Origin of the sequence: Marinobacter guineae (assembly GCF_002744735.1) — a bacterium.
GTDB classification, from domain to species: domain Bacteria; phylum Pseudomonadota; class Gammaproteobacteria; order Pseudomonadales; family Oleiphilaceae; genus Marinobacter; species Marinobacter guineae.
Genome location: NZ_KZ319340.1, coordinates 1,245,750 through 1,268,188, shown reverse-complemented (window position 1 = coordinate 1,268,188; position 22,439 = coordinate 1,245,750). Strand labels below are relative to the sequence as shown.

The following is a 22,439-nucleotide window of genomic DNA, read 5'->3' as shown; positions in this document are numbered from 1 at the left end:
ACCTGACAAAACGGGACTGGACTGACTATGGATATTCGCAAAATCAAGAAACTGATCGAGCTGCTTGAGGAATCTGATGTCGAGGAGCTGGAGATTCATGAGGCCGATGATTCGGTGCGCATCTCTCGCCGCCGCGAACCAGCCGCCGCACCCCAGTATATGAGCCATTACCCAGCGCCCCAGCAGGCAGCCCCTGCCCCGGCGGCTTCGGCTCCGGCCGCTGAAGAACCTTCAGCTCCGACCGGCCATACCCTGAAATCCCCGATGGTGGGCACTTTCTATCGCTCCCCGTCTCCCACAGCCAAGGCGTTTGTGGAAGTCGGTCAGACCGTCAATGTGGGTGATGTGGTCTGCATCGTGGAAGCCATGAAGATGATGAACCAGATCGAGGCTGACAAGAGCGGAACGATCACCGAAATCCTGGTCGAGAATGGCCAGCCGGTAGAGTTTGACCAGCCCCTGGTCGCCATTTCCTGAACGGGGTGATAGTTACTCATGGCCATGTTAGAGAAAGTACTGATCGCAAACCGGGGTGAAATTGCCCTCCGGATTCTGCGCGCCTGCAAGGAGCTGGGCATCAAGACTGTGGCAGTGCACTCCCAGGTCGACCGTGATCTGATGCACGTACGCCTGGCAGACGAGTCTGTCTGTATTGGTCCCAACAGTCCGACCGACAGCTACCTGAACATCCCGACCATCATCAGTGCGGCAGAAGTCACCGACTCCGTGGGCATTCACCCCGGCTATGGTTTTCTTGCCGAGAACGCCGATTTTGCCGAACAGGTCGAGAAAAGCGGATTCCGTTTTATCGGACCCAAGGCCGAGACCATTCGCCTGATGGGTAACAAGGTGTCTGCCATCAACGCCATGATCAAGGCCGGCGTTCCCACCGTGCCGGGGTCAGATGGCCCGCTCGACGATGATGAAGAGCGGACACTCCGTATTGCCCGGGAAATCGGCTATCCGGTGATGATCAAGGCCGCGTCCGGCGGCGGTGGTCGCGGTATGCAGGTGGTTCACTCGGAAGCGGCCCTGCTCAAGGGCGTCCAGATCACCCAGAGTGAGGCCAAGAATGCCTTTGGTGATCCGACGGTGTACCTGGAGAAATTCCTGGAGACGCCCCGGCACGTAGAAGTTCAGGTGCTGGCTGACATGCACGGTAACTGCATTCACTTGGGCGACCGCGACTGCTCCATGCAGCGCCGGAACCAGAAAGTCATCGAGGAAGCCCCGGCTCCGAACATTAACCAGGAGTCCCGGGAGCGCACCCTCAAGGCCTGTACAGATGCCTGCAAGGAAATCGGCTACGTTGGCGCCGGTACCTTTGAGTTCCTTTACCAGGATGGGGAGTTTTTCTTCATCGAAATGAACACCCGGGTCCAGGTGGAACACCCGGTCTCCGAAATGGTGACGGGCGTGGATATTGTCCGCGAACAGCTGCGCATTGCCAGCGGCCTGCCGCTGCAGTATACCCAGGATGATATCCGCATTTCCGGCCACGCCATCGAGTGCCGGATCAACGCGGAAGACCCGAAAACCTTCGTGCCAAGTCCGGGCAAGGTCACACACTTCCACGCGCCTGGCGGTAACGGTGTGCGGGTTGATTCTCACCTGTACAGTGGCTACACGGTACCGCCGTTCTACGACTCGCTGATCGCCAAGCTGATCACCTGGGGTGATGATCGTGAGATCGCACGGCGGCGCATGAAGAACGCACTGGACGAGCTCGTGGTCGAGGGTATCAAGACCAACCAGCCCCTGCATCGAAGACTGGTACGCGATGGCGGCTTTAAACAGGTAGACTTCACCATCCACTACCTCGAGAAACTGATGCGGGATTAATCATGCCCTGGATACAACTCCAGATCCCGGCTGATCCGGATAACGCGGATCAGCTGGAGGATCTACTCATGGAGATGGGCGCTGACGCCGTCTCCATGGAAGATGCCGCCGACCAGCCCCTGTACGAGCCGGACCCCGGCACTACCCCTCTCTGGAGCCAGACCACCGTTACCGGCCTGTTTGACTCCAATCGTGACATCGAGCAACTGTGCGCCGATATTCGTGATGCCTGGCACCAGCGAACTCAGCAAGCCCTCCCTGAAATCGAAGTGACACTGGTTGAAGACAAGGACTGGGCACGGGCCTGGATGGACGATTTCCAGCCCCTGAAATTCGGTGAACGGCTCTGGATTGTTCCAAGCTGGCACGACGCTCCAGACTCGGGTGCCGCCAATCTGATGCTGGACCCCGGCCTCGCCTTTGGGACCGGCACCCATCCGACGACTGCCCTCTGCCTGGAATGGCTGGACGGGCAGGACGTGCAGGGCAAGCAGGTTATCGACTATGGCTGCGGCTCGGGTATTCTTGGCCTGGCTGCCCTGCTACTGGGCGCTGACCATGTCATTGGTGTCGATACCGATCCCCAGGCCCTGGAAGCCAGCCGGGAAAACGCCCGCCGGAATGGCGTCGATGAGAGCAATCTGGATCTCTATTTGCCAGAAGACGAGCCCGACACCCAGGCAGATGTCATGCTGGCAAACATCCTGGCCCAGCCACTGATCGGCCTTGCGCCCCACCTTGCGGCACGGACCAGACAGGGCGGTGATCTGGTGCTGTCGGGCATCCTGTCTCATCAGGCCCGGGAAGTGATGGCGGCCTACGAGCCCTGGTTCGTTATGGACGAACCCGAACAGCGTGAGGAATGGATACGCCTCACAGGACGCCGCAACGACAGATGACGAATACGGTCTTAACGACTAAACTCCGACACTTGTATCCCAGTCGCTTTCAGGAAGAAGCATGACCCAAAGCAGCCTGCAGACACAGTGCCCGAATTGCCAGACCCGCTTCCGGGTAACCGACGATCAGCTTGGCATTGCCAAGGGCAAGGTGCGCTGCGGGAGCTGCATGAGCGTCTTCAACGCCATCGAGCATCAGGTCATTCCCGCCTCCGGCCCGAAAGCGGGGACGTCGGCCATCACCGAAAAACCGTCACCCACGTCACCACCATCGGACTCCTCCAGCGCCAGCGAAGAAGATTTCGTCTTCGCCGACAACCCTGAAGAAGACGCCGCAGAAGGGCGTTATGCCGGCACCAAACTGACCTTTTCCGACGACGAACTCAGCGACAGTTTCCGGAGCTTCGACGAACGCGAAGCGACGGATTACAAGGATGCCGAAACCGACACCTCGAACGAGGACGTCGATGAAAGCTGGGCAGAAGCCATCCTGAAAGAAGACGAACCGGCATCCCGGAAACAGACACCTGCTCGGCGCTCCGAACCGACACCTGAGCCGACGTCCAAACCGGAAGCAGAATCCGAACCGAGCCTCGAACAAGAGCCCGTGTTCGATAGCACACCATCGTCGTCTGCCGCCGGTCCGAAACCCGCAAAAACAGACGATCCCTTTGACGAATTCGTTGACGAGACCGGTTTTGATTTCGATGAGCCAGATCGCCCCAGGGACTCTTTTCATGCCGAGCCCCCCTTCAGGGATCTGCGACGGGACCCGGTTGGCGCTGAGTCCGGCAAAGGCGGCGGCATCCGCACTCTGGTCTGGAGCCTGATTGTTCTGATACTGGTGGGGGTTCTCGTCGCCCAGGTTACCTGGTTCCAGTTCGACCGCCTGTCGGCCATTCCGGAGCTGCGACCGTTTTACGAAAAAGGCTGCGAGCTGGCAGGCTGTGAACTCAAACCGCTTATCAACGTCGATGCCATCCAGAGTCGAAAGCTGGTGGTAAGAACCGACCCGGATAACCGCTCTCAGCTTGTTGTTGACGCCGTGATCATCAATCGTGCTGACTTTGAACAGCCGTTCCCGGCCATTGCCCTGACCTTCTCCAACCTGAACGGTGATGTGGTTGCCCAAAGTGTGTTCACACCCGATGAATACCTCGCCGGGGAAGGCAAAGAGCTGGACGCCATGCCTACTGATACGCCCGTGCGAATCGCCATCAGCATCCGGGACCCGGGCCGCGACGCCGTGAACTACAACATCCTGTTCCGCCCCCACTCACCCTGATTCAGCAGGCAAGTATTTCCTCAGCTGGCACTGCCGCCGGCCATCGCGCAGCACAAAAGTCAACCAGAAAGAGCGAAAAATAATCAGTTTTTTCGCCCTCCAGCCCCTTCAATCAAAGTGCCCCCGGCGGTATCATTAGCGCCCTTCGGATGCTGGATCGGTTATTTATTGAACAACCGCTCAGATCCGGCCTTGCTTAACCCGCTGTGACACGGACTCAGATCATGCTGCCAACGGCAAAAATCGGGCCGTACACCTTGCCCAATCCTTTGATTGTTGCGCCCATGGCTGGTGTAACAGACCGACCGTTCCGGCTGCTGTGCCGGAGGCTCGGTGCCGGCCTGGCAGTGTCGGAAATGGTCATAGCGGATAGCAAACTCTGGCATACGCGCAAGTCCAGGACACGCCTGAACCACGAAGGTGAACCGGAGCCCCGTTCGGTGCAGATCGCCGGCGGTGATCCGCAAATGCTGGCCGACGCCGCGCGACAGAACGCCGAGTTCGGGGCCCAGATCATCGACATCAACATGGGCTGCCCGGCCAAGAAGGTCTGTAACAAGGCGGCGGGCTCGGCACTGATGAAAGATGAAGCGCTGGTGCGCGATATTCTCGAGGCGGTGGTCGGTGCGGTCAATGTTCCCGTGACCCTGAAAATGCGTACTGGCTGGGACCGGGACAACCGCAATGCACTGGTTGTTGCCCGGATGGCCGAGGACGCCGGCGTACAGGCCGTGGCCATCCATGGCCGGACCCGTGCGGACAAATACGAAGGCGATGCGGAATACGACACTATTGCGGATGTGAAATCCCGCATTGGCATTCCGGTGTTTGCCAACGGTGACATCACATCCCCGGAAAAAGCCCGGGAAGTGCTCCGTCACACCGGCGCCGATGGTTTGCTGATCGGTAGAGCGGCTCAGGGCAGTCCCTGGATCTTCCGGGAAATCCAGCATTTCCTGGAAACCGGGCGCCACATGCCTGCCGCGGCGCTGGACGAAGTGGAGGATATTCTGAGCGAGCATTTGCAGGCCCTGCACAGCTTCTATGGCGAGACCATGGGTGTGCGTATTGCCAGAAAACACGTGGGCTGGTACCTGCAGGCCCACGACCCGGGTAAACAGTTCCGCAAAGGCTTCAACGTCATCGATGATGCGCTGGAGCAGAGAGACACGATTCAACAGTATTTTGCAGGCTTACGAAATGGAGAGGTATTCGCAGCATGAGCGCTGAGACTTTGGCAAACGAAAACCTGAGCACCCCGGCCAACGATGATATCCATCAGTTGCAGACGGTGAACAGCAGCGGCAACAGCGTCACACTGCGTGACAGCGTTGAGGTTGCCTTGAAAAACTACTTCGCCCAGCTGGATGGAGCTCCGGTCACTGAAGTCTATCAGCTGGTTCTTTCCGAAGTGGAAGCGCCGTTGCTGGAACAGGTGATGAAGTACACCCGAAACAACCAGACCAAGGCTTCAACCATGCTTGGGCTGAACCGCGGGACCCTGCGCAAGAAGCTGAAGCAGTACGGTCTGCTATAATCCAGACACCCTGACTCAGATGAGGGCCTCCCGGACACCATTCGCGAGGCCCTTATTCGTTCATCTCCAGCGAAAAAAGTGACCCATGGCAAATCAGGCTAACACCCCCGTCCGTCGCGCACTGATCAGCGTGAGTGATAAAACCGGCATCGTCGATTTCGGACGTGCCCTGACCGAACGCGGCGTCGAGCTGCTCTCCACCGGTGGAACCTACCGCCTTCTCAAGGAAAACAAGGTGCCGGTAACGGAAGTCTCCGATTACACCGGCTTCCCGGAGATGATGGATGGCCGGGTGAAAACCCTGCACCCGAAGATCCATGGCGGCATTCTTGGCCGACGGGGCACCGACGATGTCGTTATGTCCGAGCATGGCATCAGCCCCATCGACATGGTCGTGGTCAATCTTTACCCCTTCGAGGAAACCGTGGCCAATCCGGATTGTGATCTGGCAACAGCCATCGAGAATATTGATATCGGGGGCCCGACCATGGTTCGCGCTGCCGCCAAAAACCACAACGACGTGGCCATTGTGGTGAACGCATCCGATTACGGCCGGATTCTGAAAGAGCTGGATGCCAACGACGGCCAGCTCGGCTACAGCACCCGTTTTGATCTGGCGGTAAAGGCGTTCGAGCACACGGCTGGTTACGACGGCGCCATCGCCAACTACCTCGGCGGCCGTACCCCGGACAACGACAATGCCGACTTCCCGCGAACCTTCAATGCCCAGTTCGTGAAGGTTCAGGATATGCGTTACGGCGAGAATCCGCACCAGCGCGCCGCATTCTACACCGAGCGGAATCCGAAGGAAGCCTGCGTGGCCACGGCCAGGCAGTTGCAGGGCAAGGAACTGAGCTACAACAACGTGGCCGACACCGACGCGGCTCTCGAATGCGTGAAGCCCTTTGCGGACCCCGCCTGCGTGATCGTCAAGCACGCCAATCCCTGTGGTGTCGCGATCGGTGCCGACATCCACCAGGCTTACGATCTGGCCTTTGCCACCGACCCAACTTCCGCCTTCGGAGGCATCATTGCCTTCAACCGTGAGCTGGACGCTGAGACCGCCAAAGCCATCATCGACCGCCAGTTCGTGGAAGTCATCATTGCACCCACCATCGCCCCCGAAGCCGTGGAACTGGTCTCTGCCAAGAAAAACGTGCGCCTGCTGGCCTGTGGCGAGTTTGATGGCGAGCGTGCCCGCTCTTTGGATTACAAGCGCGTGACCGGTGGCCTGCTGGTGCAGGACCGGGATCTGGGCATGGTGGCCATGGAAGACGTCAAAGTAGTGACCGACCGGCAGCCCTCCGAACAGGAACTCAACGACCTGCTCTTTGCCTGGGAAGTGGCGAAATACGTGAAATCCAACGCCATCGTCTATGCCAAGGCCGGACGCACCATCGGTGTCGGCGCGGGCCAGATGAGCCGCGTCTACAGTGCCAAAATTGCCGGCATCAAGGCGGCCGATGAAGGCCTGGAAGTGAAAGGGTCGGTCATGGCCTCCGATGCCTTCTTCCCGTTCCGGGATGGCATTGACGCCGCTGCAGCCGCAGGTATCACTGCCGTTATCCAGCCCGGTGGCTCCATGCGCGATCAGGAAGTGATAGATGCGGCCAACGAGCACGGCATTGCCATGGTCTTCACCGGCATGCGCCATTTCCGGCACTAATGCGTGAACATGGGGTCAGAAGAAAGCATTCTTCTGACCCCGGCTTAACATGAAGTTCGAATACAGTAGGTCGGATTAGCCAAAGGCGTAATCCGACAAAACAGGAATACGCTCATGAATATTCTCGTTATTGGCTCCGGCGGCCGCGAGCACGCCTTGGCGTGGAAGGCCGCACAATCCCCCAAGGCTGACCGTGTGTTCGTGGCACCCGGCAACGCCGGCACGGCACGGGAAACCGGTCTGGAAAATGTTGAACTCGACGTGATGGATCTGGACGGCCTGGCCAACTTCGCCGCCACCAACAATGTCGGGCTTACCATCGTCGGCCCTGAGGCGCCGCTGGTGGCTGGCATTGTGGATAAGTTCGAGCAACGTGGCTTGCGGGTCTTCGGCCCGAGCGCGGGTGCTGCCCAATTGGAGGGCTCCAAAGCCTTCACCAAGGATTTTCTGGCCCGCCACAAGATTCCGACAGCCGGCTACGGCAACTTCACCGACGTGGACGAGGCCCTGGCCTACGTTCGCCAGCAGGGCGCTCCGATTGTGGTCAAAGCCGACGGCCTGGCCGCGGGCAAAGGTGTGATCGTTGCCATGACCCTGGCAGAAGCCGAAGACGCGATTCGCGACATGCTGGCAGGCAATGCCTTTGGCGATGCCGGCAGCCGGGTGGTGATTGAGGAATTCCTGGAAGGCGAAGAAGCCAGTTTCATCGTGATGGTAGACGGTGAGCACGTGCTGGCCATGGCCACCTCCCAGGATCACAAGCGGGTTGGCGATGGCGACACCGGCCCCAATACCGGAGGCATGGGCGCTTACTCTCCGGCACCGGTGGTGACTGCAGATGTTCACCAGCGCATTATGGATGAAGTGATTTATCCGACCGTCCGCGGCATGGCGGCCGAGGGGCACCCCTACAAGGGCTTCCTCTACGCCGGCCTGATGATAGACAACAACGGTGCTCCCAAGGTCATCGAATTCAACTGCCGTTTCGGGGACCCGGAAACCCAGCCCATCATGCTTCGGATGAAGTCTGATCTGGTTGAACTGTGCGGTGCCGCCATTGATGGCAAGCTCGACCAGTGCCCTTCAGAATGGGACGATCGTGCCTCAGTCGGTATCGTTCTGGCGGCCGGCGGCTACCCTGGCAACTACAATAAGGGCGATGTCATTTCCGGCCTGCCCGAGAGCGACATCGACGGTGAGAAAGTATTCCATGCCGGAACCCGCCTCAAAGGCGATCAGGTGGTCACCAACGGCGGGCGGGTACTCTGTGCCACCGCCCTTGGCGAGACCGTCACTGAAGCCCAGAAGCGCGCCTATATACTGGCTTCCCGCATCCAGTGGGATGGCGTATTTTATCGCAAGGACATTGCCTACCGAGCCATTGCCCGCGAGCAGTCCTGAACCGGTAGATAAAAGCCCTGAACCGGTAAAGGCGAACCCTGAACTGGCACACGGAATTGCAGCCCGGTCATTGACCGGGCTTTTTTATGGAGTAATGTAAACGCCCGACAGAGGATGCCGATAACGCCGCCAGACAGGAGCCCTCTCAGATGCACCGCCCGCTACCCATGAACGTGCTGTTCGTTCTGATTTTTTCCGTGCTGATGACCGCCTGCTCGCGCCAGGCCATCTACGAGACCGCTATTGGCTTTGAACGATCATCAGCGGGTCTGGAGTTGGCCACCGTGAAGGTCGACAATCTCGATATCGCCTACCTCAGGAACCGGCAGGCGGTAAATGGCGATACCATCGTCATGATTCATGGTTTCGGCGCCAACAAGGACAACTGGACCCGTCTGGCCGAGCACCTGACCGACGATTTCAATGTCTTTGCCATTGACCTGCCTGGCCATGGCGACAGCAGCAAACCCCTGGATATTGGCTACCACCTTGAAGACCAGGCCGGTTACGTGGCCCGGATTCTGGAGGTGCTTTCCATCGATGATGCCCATATCATGGGCAACTCCATGGGCGGGGCGATTACCGCGCTCTACGCCGCCAATCACCCTGACAAGGTAAAATCAGCGGTGCTGTTCGACCCCGCCGGCATCCTGGATTACGAGAGCCAGCTGGTGGAACTGGTAAAGGAAGGAGGCAACCCACTGATTCCGAAACAGCCCGGGGACTTTGAGCGGCTGCTGGACTTCGCCCTCGAAGAAAAACCGTTTGTGCCCTGGCCCATACTGGACGTCATGGAGGAGCGGGCCATTGCTAACCGGGAAGTCAACGAGGTGATCTTTGCCGCCATTCGGGATGCCGGTTTCGAGGCGGATTTCCGGAATGCCATCACCCGGATCAAGGCGCCGGTTCTGGTGATCTGGGGCAAGGAAGACCGGGTCATCAATTACCGTAACGGTGAGGTCTTTGTAGCGGCAATACCCGATGCCTGGCTTGAAGTAATGGAGGGCATCGGCCATGCACCTATGGTTGAAGCGCCCAAGGCATCCGCAAAGCTGTTCCTGGAATTTATTGGCCACAACCGCTGAAAACCGAATTCCACCTTCAGCGACTACAAGGGCGTAGCGAAAAAGGGTAGCCTACCAACCATTATGCCCTTCACCTCTGAACCGATGACTCATGCCTGAAGCGATATGGATTTCCTTTGCCTTTGGTCTTGGCCTGCTGGTCAAGGCTGTCGGGCTGCCTCCTCTGGTTGGCTATCTGGCCGCCGGCTTCGTGCTCAGCGGACTTTCTGCCGCCACTGACATCACCATTGAGGCCACCGACGCGCTCGACCATATCGCCCATCTCGGCGTGTTGCTGCTGCTTTTTACCGTCGGCCTGAAGCTCAAGCTGCGCTCTATCGTCAGCCCCGAAGTGATTGGCGGTAGCCTTCTTCACTTCGCAATCACCTGCGCCATCTTTACTCCGGGCATTTACCTGCTCCTGGAGCTGCCCTGGAAAACGGCCCTGATGCTAGCCATCGCGCTCTCGTTTTCCTCCACGGTCCTGGCCGCCAAGGTGCTGGAATCAAAAAGGGAGCTCCGGGCCTTCCATGGCCGCGTCGCCATCGGCATTCTCATCATGCAGGATCTGATTGCCCTGGTGGTCATGAGCCTGGCGGCCGGCCAGACACCATCGCAGTGGGCCCTGATCGTCTTTGGCCTGCCCCTTATGCGGCCCCTACTGTTCCGCTTGCTGGATGCCAGCGGACATGATGAGCTTCTGGTGCTTCTTGGTCTGCTGCTGGCGCTGGTGCTTGGCGGCCTGGGGTTCGAGTCCGTTGGTCTCAGCTCCGAGCTCGGCGCACTGGTTTTCGGTGCCATGCTGGCCAATCATCCCCGCTCACAGGAGCTTTCCAAGTCGCTGTGGAGCGTGAAGGAAGTCTTTCTGGTGGGCTTCTTCCTGCAAATTGGTATTGGCGGTTTGCCGGAAAGCGATGCACTGCTGTTTGCGCTTATTGCCGGTCTGATTCTGCCATTGAAAGGCATCCTGTTTTTCTTCCTGCTGCTGGCATTCCGATTACGGGCCCGAAGTGGTTTTCTGAGTTCGCTGGCTCTGACCAACTACAGTGAATTCGGGTTGATTGTCGCCAGCATTGCCTTGCCCGAATGGCTGGTTCCGTTGGCAATTTCGGTATCACTGTCTTTCCTGTTCTCGGCGCCCCTCAACCGGATCTCACACACGCTTTACGAGCGTTTCGCCCATGGCCTGAGCCGCTTTGAGGGCAGCAAACACCATCCGGATGAACAACCACTGTCTCTGGGGGATACCCGTGTCATGATTATGGGCATGGGGCGAACGGGCACTGCTGCCTATGACTGGCTGAGCGAGGAGCAGCCGAAACTGATGGGCCTGGATTCTGACCCGGCGAAAGTTATCCAGCACCAGAAGGAAGGACGTAACGTGGTCTTTGCAGACGCCGAGGATGCCTCCTTCTGGAATGGTCTGCACATGCCTGCCGTAGAGTCAGTCATCCTGGCCATGGGCGACATAGAGGGCAAGCTGATTGCAGCCCGGATGCTCAGGAAAATGGGGTTCAAGGGCTTCATTGTGGCCCATACCATGTATGAAGACGAGGCCCGGCAGATCCGGGAAGCCGGTGCTGACGAGGCCTATCTGACCATGAGTGAAACCGGTGTGGCCCTGGCCAGCCATCTCATGGACGAGACGCCCGCCAAACCCTCCCTTGTGGTGGGCAAATCAGAATAAACCTGAGCCACCCCCGTTACCTTTCCTCTCTCGCGCAGGTGCGAAACCCGGTATATACGTCGCTGCGCACCGGCAGATATGCCTGCCGATAGGTGCCGCGAATCAGGCACGAGGAGGTTGCGCAGCTGCCACCGCGGGTCACCTTGTGGTCACCGAACTGCAGGGTGGACATGAACGGGTACATGTCCACCTTGAAGCCGTCATAGGGGAAGAATTGGCTGCAGGTCCACTCCCACACGGTACCCGTCATCTGGCGGCAACCAAAAGGGCTGTCACCGTCCGGGAAATCAAACACCGGGTTCTGGGCCATGGCACGCCCGTTCAGATCGGCACGCCGTTCATCCGGTGCCTCATTGCCCCAGGGAAAGCGGCGGAAGGTCTCCCCCGGACGGTTGCCAAGGGCAGCCACTTCCCATTCAAACTCTGTCGGTAAACGACGCCCTGCCCACCGGCAGTATGCTTCGGCCTCCCAAAAAGTAACATGGGTCACCGGCGCATCCGGTGCCAGACACTGCCAGCGATCAAAAAGTCGCTCCTGCCACTGACCGTCGTGCCAACGCCAGTACTGCGGGTGCCGGGGCAATCGCAACAGCGGCTCGTTGCTACCATAAACCAGAGCAACATCGCTTTCGGTCTGCAGCCATTTCTGCCCCCCGAAAGACCACAGCTCTGGGCGCCGGTAGCCGCCATCCTCAATAAATTCCATAAACTGCCGATTGCTGACCAGGCATTTTGAAATGGCGAACTGGTCCAGTTTCACAGTAAAGCGGGGTTTCTCATTGTCGAAAGCAAAATCTTCCCGGGCGTAACGCTCCGATTCACCGGGCATACCGATCAGCCACTCTCCTGCGGGAATCACTGTGTCGCCATCATGCTGATCCCCCGGCGCCGGCCGGTCAAGATCCGTTCCGGGAGGCGCCGGGTAACCCACGGTCTGCCGGCACCAGATCAGAGACTCGACATGCATGTTCTGGTGATAGATCGCGTAACGGTAAAGGTACAACGCCTGGTCCGTCAGCGGCTCCGTTCTTATCCGCTCGGCCACCCGGTCGTATATGATATTAAAGTACTCAAGGGTTCTCTCGCGCCCCGGAAACAGATCCCGGTTCCAGCGATCCCGGTGCTCCACATGGAAGGAATCCCAGAGATCGTCCATGGACGGATCATAGCTGGGCGTGCCATCGAGCAGGTTGAACACAAACACCTCGTAGAAAAACGCGGCGTGGCCCATTTCCCAGAGTGGTGGATTCACCCCCGGATGCCAGGGCACATCCAGCAGCGCTCCGGGCAGCGAACACACCAGGCTCTCCGTGCGCTTTCGCGTCCACTCAAGCTGTTCCAGAAGATCCGCCCTGGCCTTATCGGTGCTTTCAATTGTTGTCATGTTGCCCATCACTCACCTCTACCTCATCAACCATCAGCATACCAGAGAGAAAAAACCGGAGGGAAAGCGGGCGCCCCTTTATCTCCTGAAACGCGAAACTGACGCCGAACGCTACAGCCGTTATGCCGAATCGGATCTCGTCGGAAGCGTTAACACCTGTTTCAGGCCTGTCATAGCTGTGTCGGCAAACTTTACAAAATATCCGCCGCGTAAAAATGCCTGGACTGCAACCTCCTGAAACGACAACAAGTCTAAAAACTGGCATACAACCTGAATGTCCGCTTACAGGAGTTTCGCCTGTTTCCCCGAGCCGTTTGCGGTCACAGGGCAGTGATCGGATCCAGCAGTTCCGGTATTACCAGCATTTACTGAACGTTTCGCAGTTCGTTTTCCGGGCAGTATCTCAGGAGAGTCGCCATGCAGGAAAAACGACCGCTCGTTTGGTTGTCGGCGGTGTACCCGGTTTTTATCGCTAGCGAGCCCTTATTCAGGGACTGGCAGCTGATTCATGTTCCCCTGTCAGGCCGGTCATTTGCGACCGCGAAACCTGGCACTGACGCCAGGGTCGGCGTGTTTGATCTTGGCTCACTGAAAGGGGACCAACTGGCTCAACTGCCCGAATGGCTGGATGCCATTCCGGTCCAGCACTGGGTTGCCATTCTGGAGTCTCATCAGGTTCACAACCCCGAGATCTGTGCGCTGATAAACCGCTATTGCAAGGACTACCATACGCTGCCGGTTCAGGCAGACCGGCTCCATGCCGTCCTCGGCCACCTGTGGGGCATGTCTGAATTGCAGGCCAGGGCCTTCCGGACGAAACAGAGCAGCTATCATGACTTTGCCCTTGAGGGTGAGTCACTGGCCATCCAACAGGTCAGGACGCTATTGAAGAAATTCGCCCGCACCGAAGAGCCGGTCCTCATCTATGGTGAGAACGGAACCGGCAAGGAAGCCGCTGCCAGATTTATTCACGACAACTCATCACGCAAGAACAAATCGCTAGTCGTCGTCAACTGCGCAGCCTTACCCCGTTCCCTCACCCAGAACGAGCTCTTCGGCCATGAAAAAGGGGCGTTCACCCATGCCATTAGCGCTCAGAAAGGCAGAATTGAAGCGGCCAATGGCGGCACTCTTCTGTTGATCGGTGTAGACGAGCTTTGCCCGGAACAGCAGTCGGCCATTCTGCGTTTCCTTCAGGAAGGGCTGATCGAACGCTTGGGCTCCAATCACTCCATTAGCATCGACACCCGACTCATCGCCACCAGTACGAGGCCGCTCGAACAACTGGTAAACAGCGGTGTTTTCCGCAGCGACGTGTTTTACCGGCTTGGAAGCCTGCATGTGCTTTTGCCGCCGCTGCGGGAACGGAAGGAGGACATTCCCATACTGGCCAACCGGATACTCTCGGCCACACCCTCGGCCGAGGGTCCTCGGCGCCTCAGTGACGCCGCCATTATCAGCCTTGCCGAACACCCCTGGCCGGGCAACCTCAGGGAACTGCAAAACAGGTTGCGTCAGGCCCTGTTGCTGGGTGAAAGCCCGCAGATTGAGGCGGAAGATATGGGCTTCGCAGTAAGTCCCGAAGATAGCCACCACCGCAGCCGAGAACTGTCCCTGGATGCTTTCCGCTCCAGAGCAGATCGCCAGGCGATCTCTGTAAGCCTCGCACTTGCACACAACAATGTGTCAGCCGCCGCAAGGTTACTGAACATTTCAAGGGTTTCATTATACAGGCTGATGGACAAACACCAGTTCCCCCACGGTGCCCATACCCGGCCGCCGAAGAATAACTGAAGGAGATTCCCCATGAATAAAAAAACACGCTGGATCATCCCGATACTTACCCTGGCCACGCCAATGCTTGCCACGGCCGCACAGGCCGACAGGGATAGCACGCAGGCATCCGCTACGGCGGGCCAGGCAGACCCGAACGATAACCCGGCTACCGACATTGCTTCGATCACTGCTGACCGGGGCATCGTCACCCGCCCGGGCCGCTTCACGATTGAGCCCTCTTTCTCCCATGCCCACAGCAACTCAACGGCGGTCGCGGTGGAAGGATACACGGTGATACCTGCCCTGCTCATCGGACTGATTAATATTTCGGAAATCCAACGTGACATTTTCGTCGGCGCCATGTCACTCAAGTACGGCTTCACCAGCAAGTTTGAAGCAGCGGTCCGTGTACCCTACCTCAGCATCAGTGAAGACCTGCGAGAGCGGGAAGTCTTCCAGGGCACACCGGTGGATACGTTGCGGGAGTCCTCGGGAGAAGGCCTTGGTGACGTTGAACTCTCCGCTCGTTACCAGCTAACCGATGGGTTGGGTGGCTGGCCCTATGTTATAGGTGCAATGCGGGTGAGAGCGCCAACCGGAGAAGGCCCCTACGACGTTGAGCAGAGAGTCATCCTGGATGACCAGGGCAACCCGATTGGCATTGAGCTGGAGAATCGGCCGACAGGCTCCGGTTTCTGGGCGTTCGAGCCAGGTTTCACATTCATCTACCCGTCAGACCCAGCCGTGCTATTTGGAAATCTGAGTTATGTCTGGACCCTGAAAGAGGAGCAGGGCTTCGAGAATGGAGGCACGGTCGACCCCGGTGACATAGTGCGTTTCGGCTTCGGAATGGGGTTTGCCTTCAACGACCGCACGTCCTTTAGCCTAGGCTATGACCATTCGATCATCCGGAAAACAACACTCGAAAGGAATAACGACATTTTTGCATCCAACTTCGACAGTATTCAGATCGGGTCACTGTCGTTCGGCTTGTCCCAGCGTCTGACGCAGGCCACAAGTCTGAGCCTTACGGTGAGTATAGGTGTTACGGAAAATGCGCCCAACAGTGAAATTACCCTGAAGCTCCCGATCAGTCTCTAGTGCACCATCTGGTTGGTTAGCGGCCAAGCAACTGGATCAGCTGATCACTGAACCGTGCCGGGAACTGATTCCCGGCACCCAGATTGTTCAGCTCAATGTTCAGTTGATGCATATTCTGTATCACAGTGCTATCAAGGTTGTTCTGAACCACCGTCATCCAGCCGTTGGGCCCTGCCATATTACTGGATACGCGCGCGCTTCCACTCTGGTTCGCGCTGATAACCTCAAGCACTGTTTCCGTATGATGGTCCACCAAACGGTCGTTGACGGCCTGGTTTAGGTTGGGAATGGTCAAACGATTGATCACCATGGTGTCACCGTTAATACCGACAATCTGCTCAAGACCAATGCTGATCTCCAGATTATCCATCAGGAAGCCGCCCCGGTACTCAGACAGCTCAAGATCACTCAGGGGCTCAACACCAAGCCTTAGTTCTGCCTGGACAAACGGCGATAAGGTTGCAAATGATATCGCCAAAAACGCTATAGCTGGCATCCGGACCATCATGATCGTCACCATTCCCTTGAGGAGGGCCAGTAGGGCAATGTGTGCCCGAGGGAAGGACCTACTAGGCCTTCCTGTGTCGGCGCCCTGGCCACTTGGGGCCATTGTCCGTCGCCGAGAAAGCCGTCTCGCCCTTGCTTGAGATGGCTTCGAATAACAAAGGCGGTGCCGTTCCAGTACTCGCTGAATTGTGCATAGGAATAAACCTTAAGCCCCCGGGCCGGGTCCCCCACCAGGACCTCGTTATCACTGATCCCCTTGATCAGCACGAAATGCCGGAAGCCATCAATGTTCAATAACACAATCGTGGGCAAGCGCACCTGCTCCTTGAGGCCGGTCAACGGCATTCGGAAACCATCGGCCTGGTACCCTCTGGACTCAAGGTAGTGCTTCATATCGAGCATCGAGAAACCTTCCTGGCGCACCTTCTTTTCATCTGCCAAGGCAAGCATTTCGATAAAGACATCGTGCTCTGTGACCTGGTCTTCGTAGTGAAAGGACAACAACGAAGCAACGGCTGCAGAGCCGCAACTGAAGTCGTATTGCTGGCGCATCACACTGTCAAACCGCCGGTTCTCGAAACTTTTTACCTTTAGCCGGAAATCACCGCCAATACCTGGCACCATGACCGAGCCGGCGAAGGCAGTGGACCATAGCAGCCCGGCACTCGCGCAGATCGCAACAAGAACCTTTCTGGCCATGGCCCACCTCCGTCATTGATTGATCAGTATGTTGATTTGGGTACTGTCCTGAATGACTACCTGGTTACCGGTATTCTGGATAACCGTGGCAACCCCGCTCATGTTGCCGAACGCATTGTCGGAAATACTGTTATCACCCGTGACAACATTACCCGACAACAGGTTACCGGACACATTCGCATTTTGCTGGTTATCGTTAATCTGCAACTGCAGCGGGATTCCCTGGCGACCGCTTGAATCCGCCAACTGATCGGCCGACAACGGAGCGGCATCCATCCACTCCTCGGCGGACACCAACCCCGTTGCCCCGAGCATTAACGCCAGCAAGGCAGCCTTCAGTTTCCATCTGATGACGCAACCCATGGCAGTTCTCCCGGAATAACCGGGCCGCACCCGTTAAGGCACGGCCTGGATTCCTTACTCGGTGCCACCCGCACCGCTGCCGGTGGACAGGTTGGACATTACACTGACATTAGCCTGTGTAACGCTGCCATTGCCCGCATTCTGGGCAAATGCCCCAACGCCGGTGTAGTTCGCTGAACCACCGGAGATTTCGTTGCTATTGCGAACCTCGGTGTAGGAACCGTCACCGCTGACAGCGCCGTAGGTGGTGGCAGTCCCAGATACGTTGCCGTTCAGGTCGGCGTTGTTCAGGAACACATCCAGGTCCAGTGCCAGGGAGTTATCGGAACTGTCGTTGCCACTGTCGGACACAGTGGTGTTGCCACTGTCCGCAACGTTGGTGGAGTTGTCGGAACTGTCATTTCCACTATCCGCCACGTTGATGGAATTATCCGAATTGTCGGAGTTATCCGAATTGTCGGAGTTATCTGAGTTGTCTGAATTATCCGAGTTGTCAGAGTTATCAGACATGTCGTTCCCACTGTCAGCGATCTTGAACGAGTCGGCAACATCGGTGCTGTTGTCCGAGTTGTCTGAGTTGTCCGAATTGTCGCTGTTGTCGGAATTGTCCGAGTTGTCAGACATATCGTTACCGCTGTCAGCGATCTTGAACGAATCGGCAACATCGGTGCTGTTGTCTGAGTTGTCGGAGTTATCGGAGTTATCGGAGTTGTCCGAGTTGTCGTTTGCAGAGTCCGCAATCTTGAACGAGTCCGCGACATCGGTGCTATTGTCCGAATTGTCCGAGTTATCGGAGTTGTCCGAATTGTCGGAACTGTCGTTGGCGCTGTCTGCAATCTTGAATGAATCGGCAACATCGGTGCTGTTGTCCGAATTATTCGAGTTGTCGTTACCGGAGTCGGTGTTTCCGGATTGGTCATTGTTGGCCGTGGAGGTATTGTCCGCGTTGGTATTCGGATCTCCGTCCCCTCCCTGTTGTGCGAAGGCATAACCGGAAACACCCAGACTCATTGCAATGGCAGCTGCTAGCAAACTTTTTTTGGTATTCATAATATCGCTTCCTTTTCGATTATTGGCTTTTAAGGGATCCGACCCAACCCGATAGCCTCCAGGTAAGCCAAGGTTCAGACCCGCCAGACAAAAGGAGCGATTCTCGTGCCAGAATTAAAAACTAATACCTAACCAATTATTTTAAAAGGCTTTTTATTTTTTCCAGTCAAACGAGCCAGCGTTCGCCAGGAGGGAAACTGTTTCAGGGATGAAACAGGCTGAGAGAGGGGAAAACATCAAAACGGAAGTTTATGCCTCAGTTTCAGACACATACATCGAAACGACAGTGTCAAAAAAACAAAACCCCGCACAGGGCGGGGTTTTGGGTTTCGAAGCGAGCATCCAAACCCGCTTCAACAACATCGGAACGTTCGATTAACCGAACTGGTTCATGGTGTTGTCTTTACCACCAGCCTTCAGGGCCGCTTCACCGGCAAAGAATTCCTTGTGGTCGTCACCGATGTTGGAACCAGCCATATCCTGGTGCTTGACGGTGGCGATACCCTGACGGATTTCCTTGCGCTGAACACCGGCAACATAGGCCAGCATGCCTTCGTCACCGAAGTAGCCCTTGGCCAGGTTGTCGGTAGACAGGGCCGCGGTATGGTAGGTCGGCAGAGTGATCAGGTGGTGGAAGATACCTGCTTCGCGTGAACTGTCACGCTGGAAGTTAGCGGTCCACTCATCGGCCAGCTTGCCGAGGTCGGTGTCGTCGTACTTGGCGTTCATCAGGTCAGCGCGCTCGTAGGCAGATACGTCCTTGCCTTCTTCCTTCCATGCGTCGAATACCTGCTGACGGAAGTTCAGGGTCCAGTTGAAGGAAGGGCTGTTGTTGTAAACCAGCTTGGCGTCGGGCACCACTTCCTTGATGCGGTTAACCATGGCTGCGATCTGGCCAACGTGGGGCTTCTCGGTTTCGATCCACAGCAGGTCAGCACCGTTCTGCAGGCTGGTGATACAGTCAAGAACCACACGGTCTTCGCCAGATCCTGCCTTGAACTGGAACAGACCGGAAGCCAGACGCTTGGGCTTGACTAGCTGGCCGTTCTGCTTGATCACAACGTCACCGTTGTTGATATCCTCAGCCTTGTCGATAACGTCGCCGTCGATAAAGCTGTTGTACTGATCACCCAGATCGCCCGGCTCGTTAGTCACGGCGATTTTCTGGGTCAGGCCTGCGCCCAGAGAGTCAGTACGGGCAACGATTACACCGTCATCAACACCCAGTTCCAGGAACGCCAGACGAACAGCGTTGATCTTGGACAGGAAGTCAGCGTGCGGAACGGTAACCTTGCCGTCCTGGTGACCACACTGCTTCTCGTCAGATACCTGGTTTTCAATCTGGATGCAGCAGGCACCGGCTTCGATCATCTTCTTGGCAAGCAGGTAGGTCGCTTCGGCGTTACCGAAACCGGCGTCGATGTCGGCAATGATCGGCACGATGTGGGTTTCGTGGTTGTCGATCTGCTTGATCAGCTCGTCGGCCTTGGCGTTGTCGCCAGCATTCTCGGCTTCTTCCAGGGCACGGAACAGGTGGTTCAGTTCCCAGGCATCCGCCTGACGGAGGAAGGTGTAAAGCTCTTCGATCAGACCGGAAACCGCGGTCTTCTCGTGCATGGACTGGTCAGGCAGCGGGCCGAACTCGGAACGCAGTGCGGCAACCATCCAGCCAGACAGGTACAGGTAACGACGCTTGGTGGTGCCGAAGTGCTTCTTGATGGACAGCATCTTCTGCTGACCAATGAAGCCGTGCCAGCAACCCAGGGACTGGGTGTACTGGGAAGTGTCCTTGTCGTAGTTCGCCATGTCTTCGCGCATGATCTTGGCGGTATACTTGGCGATGTCCAGACCGGTCTTGAACTTGTTCTGGGCGCGCATGCGAGCGGCGTGCTTCGGGTTGATGGCGTTCCAGGTCGGGTTCTGCTTCAACAGGGAAGCAATCTGGTCAACGTCTTGTGCGTAGGGCATGGTTTCAATCCTTTCTACGTTGGTTTTCTAAGTAGTGTGGAGAAGCGTACTGCAACTTCCGAAGCCAACAACCTGCTCACTTTTTGAGCTAAGCGCTGACATTGGTGGTTACTTTAGTGGTTTCAAATTTATAATTGAAATTTATATGATCTATTTTCGGCATTTTCTTGGTGAATACCAAGCGGTCGACTCTGAACGCCGCTAACCTGCTCACAATCCGTCACTCGGGAAGTCGCCTCAGGTCAGGCAAAGCACTACAAGCCGATCGTCGGGCTGTAGCTCGAGATACTGTTTACGGGGCGGGTTCAGCTGCAAATGTCGGCCGCGGTCGTCAGGACGATTCCTGAACACACCCAGTGCCAACTCGCCTTCCGCCGCAATTGTCTTTTCCAGGAGCTGGAAGGTGACACTGGCAGGCAATGGATAATCCGCAGGATCCCGGAACTGAATCTCGGCTCCGCCGACAGTGAACAGTTCGTCCAGAACCACACGAAGCTCACGTCTTAAAGCGACTTGCGCCAGCACATGGCTCAGGATCATCGGGCTGATGAGCATTTCACTCCGGTGGCCATACAGCAGGTGCCGGTTATCCGGGTCACTCAACTCCATGATCAGCTGGGGCCGTTTCGGTGATTCGGCCAGAATGTCCTCAAGCTGGAGATACCCGACCATGGCCCGGGCATCGGCTTCCTCGCCCGATGCCAGTCGATCGCTGCTCAGCAGAATGATGGTGTCGTAGCTGGCCGGCTGAATCCGACGGAGCTCTCCCTCCACCATGTAGTCTGCCTCGATATGGCCGCAGGCAACCTGGCTCCGGTCTTCAACATACCGGGCAATGGCCTGTTCCCGCTCGTCTTTCGACACCACGGAAACAAGGTCCAGCTCGAAGCTGCGATGGCCGTAACTTTCAAACTCAGCCACCAGGCTCGGAACCCGCCGATTCCAGCCAAGTACCAGAACACGGTAATTCTTTTTAGCCGCCGGACGCGCCGCCAGGGGCGCCTGGCCTCTGTGCATTGGCGGTAACGCCGGTTTTTTTGGATCCGGTTCGGTCTCGGCATAATCCCGGGCCATCATCACCACCCGGTCCGCCATGTCGATCCGAGTGTCGGACGGCGCCAGCAGGCAAACCTCCCAGCCAGCTACACCATGCTTCAGCAAGCCCAGCACAATAACCTCAGGCCGTGCCGCAGCCAGCTCTTCGAGCGTCAGCCCTGCCACCGACTCGCCACCCCGGATATAGATTTCATTCCCGTCACCGGCGGTAAGCAGCTCGTTGTAGATTTCCGACAGTCCCGGATGAAGGATGTTCTGAACCATCAACCGGCTGATGGTGGCATCGCCGGCAACCACCTCCACAGCCCCGGGATAGGCCCGCTCGATTACCGGCAGCTTTCGGACATCCTGGATCTCTGCCACCACGAACGGCAAGGGAGCCTGAAGATGCCTCGCCTGAGCGGCAATGGAGAGCAGGGCCTTGACCGTTTCCACATCGGATGTCACCAGGCTGCCTGCTTCGTGGGCCGCGCTGGGAACGATGACCGCCGCGGCATCGAGACAGGCAACACGCTGAAGGGCATCGGGCTGGATGGCAGAGCCCGATCTCAGGATGATCTGCCGGGCCCGGCGTCCGATGCCTGGCTCGGCTCGCAACTCATGAACCTGTGCCGCGGAGGCATTCTGCGACAACACCACCAGGTTCAGCCTCTGGGTATCATGCTTCTGGAGGAATCGGCGCATACGTCCGCTCGAACCCAGCAATTCCGAGAGCAGCGGCAATGTCTGAGTGGTCCAGCCCAGCACTACGACATGATTCTTCAGGGTTACCGGGGTCAGCCCGCGCTCCAGATCTGCCATCTTGGCAATGAGCCATCGGGTCAGAATGGCCACCAGCGTACCCATGAACACCACATAACCACTAATGGTAAGCAGCGTTGAGACGAACCTTCGCCAGGCACCCACATCATCGCCCAGATAACCGGGGTCGGTTAACCGGAGAAACGCCCACCATATCGCCGCACCCGGCTCCTCGAACTCACCTCCCTGGGGAACCACCAGCAAACCCCCAATCAGTGAAATAAGAGCGATGAAAACGCCCACGACAAGGAGCTGAAAGCCCGCCCCTTTGACAAGCTGGCGTTCTACAATGAACTTTACGCGGTCAACAACCCGAAAAGGCAGCATAGGGTTCCTTTGGCTAGATCCGATCT

Annotated in this window: 19 protein-coding genes; 12 read left to right on the top strand and 7 right to left on the bottom strand. The window is 57.4% G+C overall.

Features of this window, described 5'->3' with window-relative positions; all coding sequences use genetic code 11:
• The first annotated feature begins 27 nt into the window (after positions 1–27).
• The 10 genes from accB to CLH62_RS13750 all read left to right on the top strand — a co-directional run bounded on the left by accB (position 28) and on the right by CLH62_RS13750 (position 11,381).
• On the top strand, positions 28–477 hold the full coding sequence (gene accB, locus CLH62_RS13795) for an acetyl-CoA carboxylase biotin carboxyl carrier protein (protein WP_099618704.1): 450 nt from the start codon (positions 28–30) through the stop codon (positions 475–477).
• Positions 478–495: 18 nt separating this feature from the next.
• The gene (gene accC, locus CLH62_RS13790) at positions 496–1,842 is read left to right on the top strand and encodes an acetyl-CoA carboxylase biotin carboxylase subunit (RefSeq protein ID WP_099618703.1); all 1,347 of its coding nucleotides are present in this window, start codon (positions 496–498) and stop codon (positions 1,840–1,842) included.
• 2 nt (positions 1,843–1,844) lie between these two features.
• Positions 1,845–2,741: a 50S ribosomal protein L11 methyltransferase gene (gene prmA / locus CLH62_RS13785; protein ID WP_099618702.1), complete on the top strand. Its 897-nt coding sequence runs from the start codon at positions 1,845–1,847 to the stop codon at positions 2,739–2,741.
• A gap of 61 nt (positions 2,742–2,802) precedes the next feature.
• Complete coding sequence (locus CLH62_RS13780; protein ID WP_099618701.1) at positions 2,803–4,026, top strand: DUF3426 domain-containing protein; 1,224 nt, start codon at positions 2,803–2,805, stop codon at positions 4,024–4,026.
• 224 nt (positions 4,027–4,250) lie between these two features.
• A complete protein-coding gene (gene dusB, locus CLH62_RS13775; protein ID WP_099618700.1) occupies positions 4,251–5,249 on the top strand; it encodes a tRNA dihydrouridine synthase DusB in 999 nt (332 codons plus the stop codon).
• On the top strand, positions 5,246–5,563 hold the full coding sequence (gene fis / locus CLH62_RS13770) for a DNA-binding transcriptional regulator Fis (RefSeq protein WP_099618699.1): 318 nt from the start codon (positions 5,246–5,248) through the stop codon (positions 5,561–5,563). Before dusB ends, fis begins: the two co-directional genes overlap by 4 nt.
• 85 nt (positions 5,564–5,648) lie before the next feature.
• Entirely contained in the window at positions 5,649–7,229 is a 1,581-nt protein-coding gene (gene purH, locus CLH62_RS13765; RefSeq protein ID WP_099618698.1) for a bifunctional phosphoribosylaminoimidazolecarboxamide formyltransferase/IMP cyclohydrolase, read from the top strand.
• Between the two features lie 114 nt (positions 7,230–7,343).
• Complete coding sequence (purD, locus tag CLH62_RS13760) at positions 7,344–8,630, top strand: phosphoribosylamine--glycine ligase (RefSeq protein ID WP_099618697.1); 1,287 nt, start codon at positions 7,344–7,346, stop codon at positions 8,628–8,630.
• Between the two features lie 149 nt (positions 8,631–8,779).
• The gene (locus CLH62_RS13755) at positions 8,780–9,715 is read left to right on the top strand and encodes an alpha/beta fold hydrolase (RefSeq protein ID WP_099618696.1); all 936 of its coding nucleotides are present in this window, start codon (positions 8,780–8,782) and stop codon (positions 9,713–9,715) included.
• A gap of 91 nt (positions 9,716–9,806) precedes the next feature.
• Positions 9,807–11,381 carry a cation:proton antiporter family protein gene (locus tag CLH62_RS13750; RefSeq protein ID WP_099618695.1) on the top strand — a complete coding sequence of 525 codons (1,575 nt, stop codon included), beginning with the start codon at positions 9,807–9,809 and terminating at the stop codon, positions 11,379–11,381.
• Between the two features lie 16 nt (positions 11,382–11,397).
• On the opposite strand, the gene senA is transcribed toward CLH62_RS13750, so the two are convergent.
• Positions 11,398–12,765, bottom strand: a complete 1,368-nt coding sequence (senA, locus tag CLH62_RS13745; protein WP_099618884.1) for a selenoneine synthase SenA — start codon at positions 12,763–12,765, stop codon at positions 11,398–11,400.
• 417 nt (positions 12,766–13,182) lie between these two features.
• On the opposite strand from senA, the gene CLH62_RS13740 reads away from it, so the two are divergent.
• Positions 13,183–14,559 carry a sigma-54 dependent transcriptional regulator gene (locus tag CLH62_RS13740; RefSeq protein WP_099618694.1) on the top strand — a complete coding sequence of 459 codons (1,377 nt, stop codon included), beginning with the start codon at positions 13,183–13,185 and terminating at the stop codon, positions 14,557–14,559.
• Between the two features lie 12 nt (positions 14,560–14,571).
• Positions 14,572–15,642: a transporter gene (locus CLH62_RS13735; protein ID WP_211285738.1), complete on the top strand. Its 1,071-nt coding sequence runs from the start codon at positions 14,572–14,574 to the stop codon at positions 15,640–15,642.
• A 16-nt stretch (positions 15,643–15,658) separates the two neighbouring features.
• On the opposite strand, the gene CLH62_RS13730 is transcribed toward CLH62_RS13735, so the two are convergent.
• The 6 genes from CLH62_RS13730 to CLH62_RS13705 form a co-directional block, all read right to left on the bottom strand.
• Positions 15,659–16,150, bottom strand: a complete 492-nt coding sequence (locus tag CLH62_RS13730; protein WP_228152846.1) for a hypothetical protein — start codon at positions 16,148–16,150, stop codon at positions 15,659–15,661.
• Positions 16,151–16,155: 5 nt separating this feature from the next.
• On the bottom strand, positions 16,156–16,848 hold the full coding sequence (locus tag CLH62_RS13725) for a C39 family peptidase (RefSeq protein ID WP_099618693.1): 693 nt from the start codon (positions 16,846–16,848) through the stop codon (positions 16,156–16,158).
• Between the two features lie 12 nt (positions 16,849–16,860).
• A complete protein-coding gene (locus CLH62_RS13720) occupies positions 16,861–17,211 on the bottom strand; it encodes a hypothetical protein (protein ID WP_099618692.1) in 351 nt (116 codons plus the stop codon).
• 54 nt (positions 17,212–17,265) lie between these two features.
• Positions 17,266–18,261, bottom strand: coding sequence for a hypothetical protein (locus CLH62_RS13715; protein WP_099618691.1), 996 nt, complete (start codon positions 18,259–18,261; stop codon positions 17,266–17,268).
• 375 nt (positions 18,262–18,636) lie between these two features.
• Positions 18,637–20,229, bottom strand: coding sequence for an isocitrate lyase (locus tag CLH62_RS13710; RefSeq protein WP_099618690.1), 1,593 nt, complete (start codon positions 20,227–20,229; stop codon positions 18,637–18,639).
• A gap of 237 nt (positions 20,230–20,466) precedes the next feature.
• Positions 20,467–22,413: a CASTOR/POLLUX-related putative ion channel gene (locus CLH62_RS13705; protein WP_099618689.1), complete on the bottom strand. Its 1,947-nt coding sequence runs from the start codon at positions 22,411–22,413 to the stop codon at positions 20,467–20,469.
• Positions 22,414–22,439 lie beyond the last annotated feature (26 nt).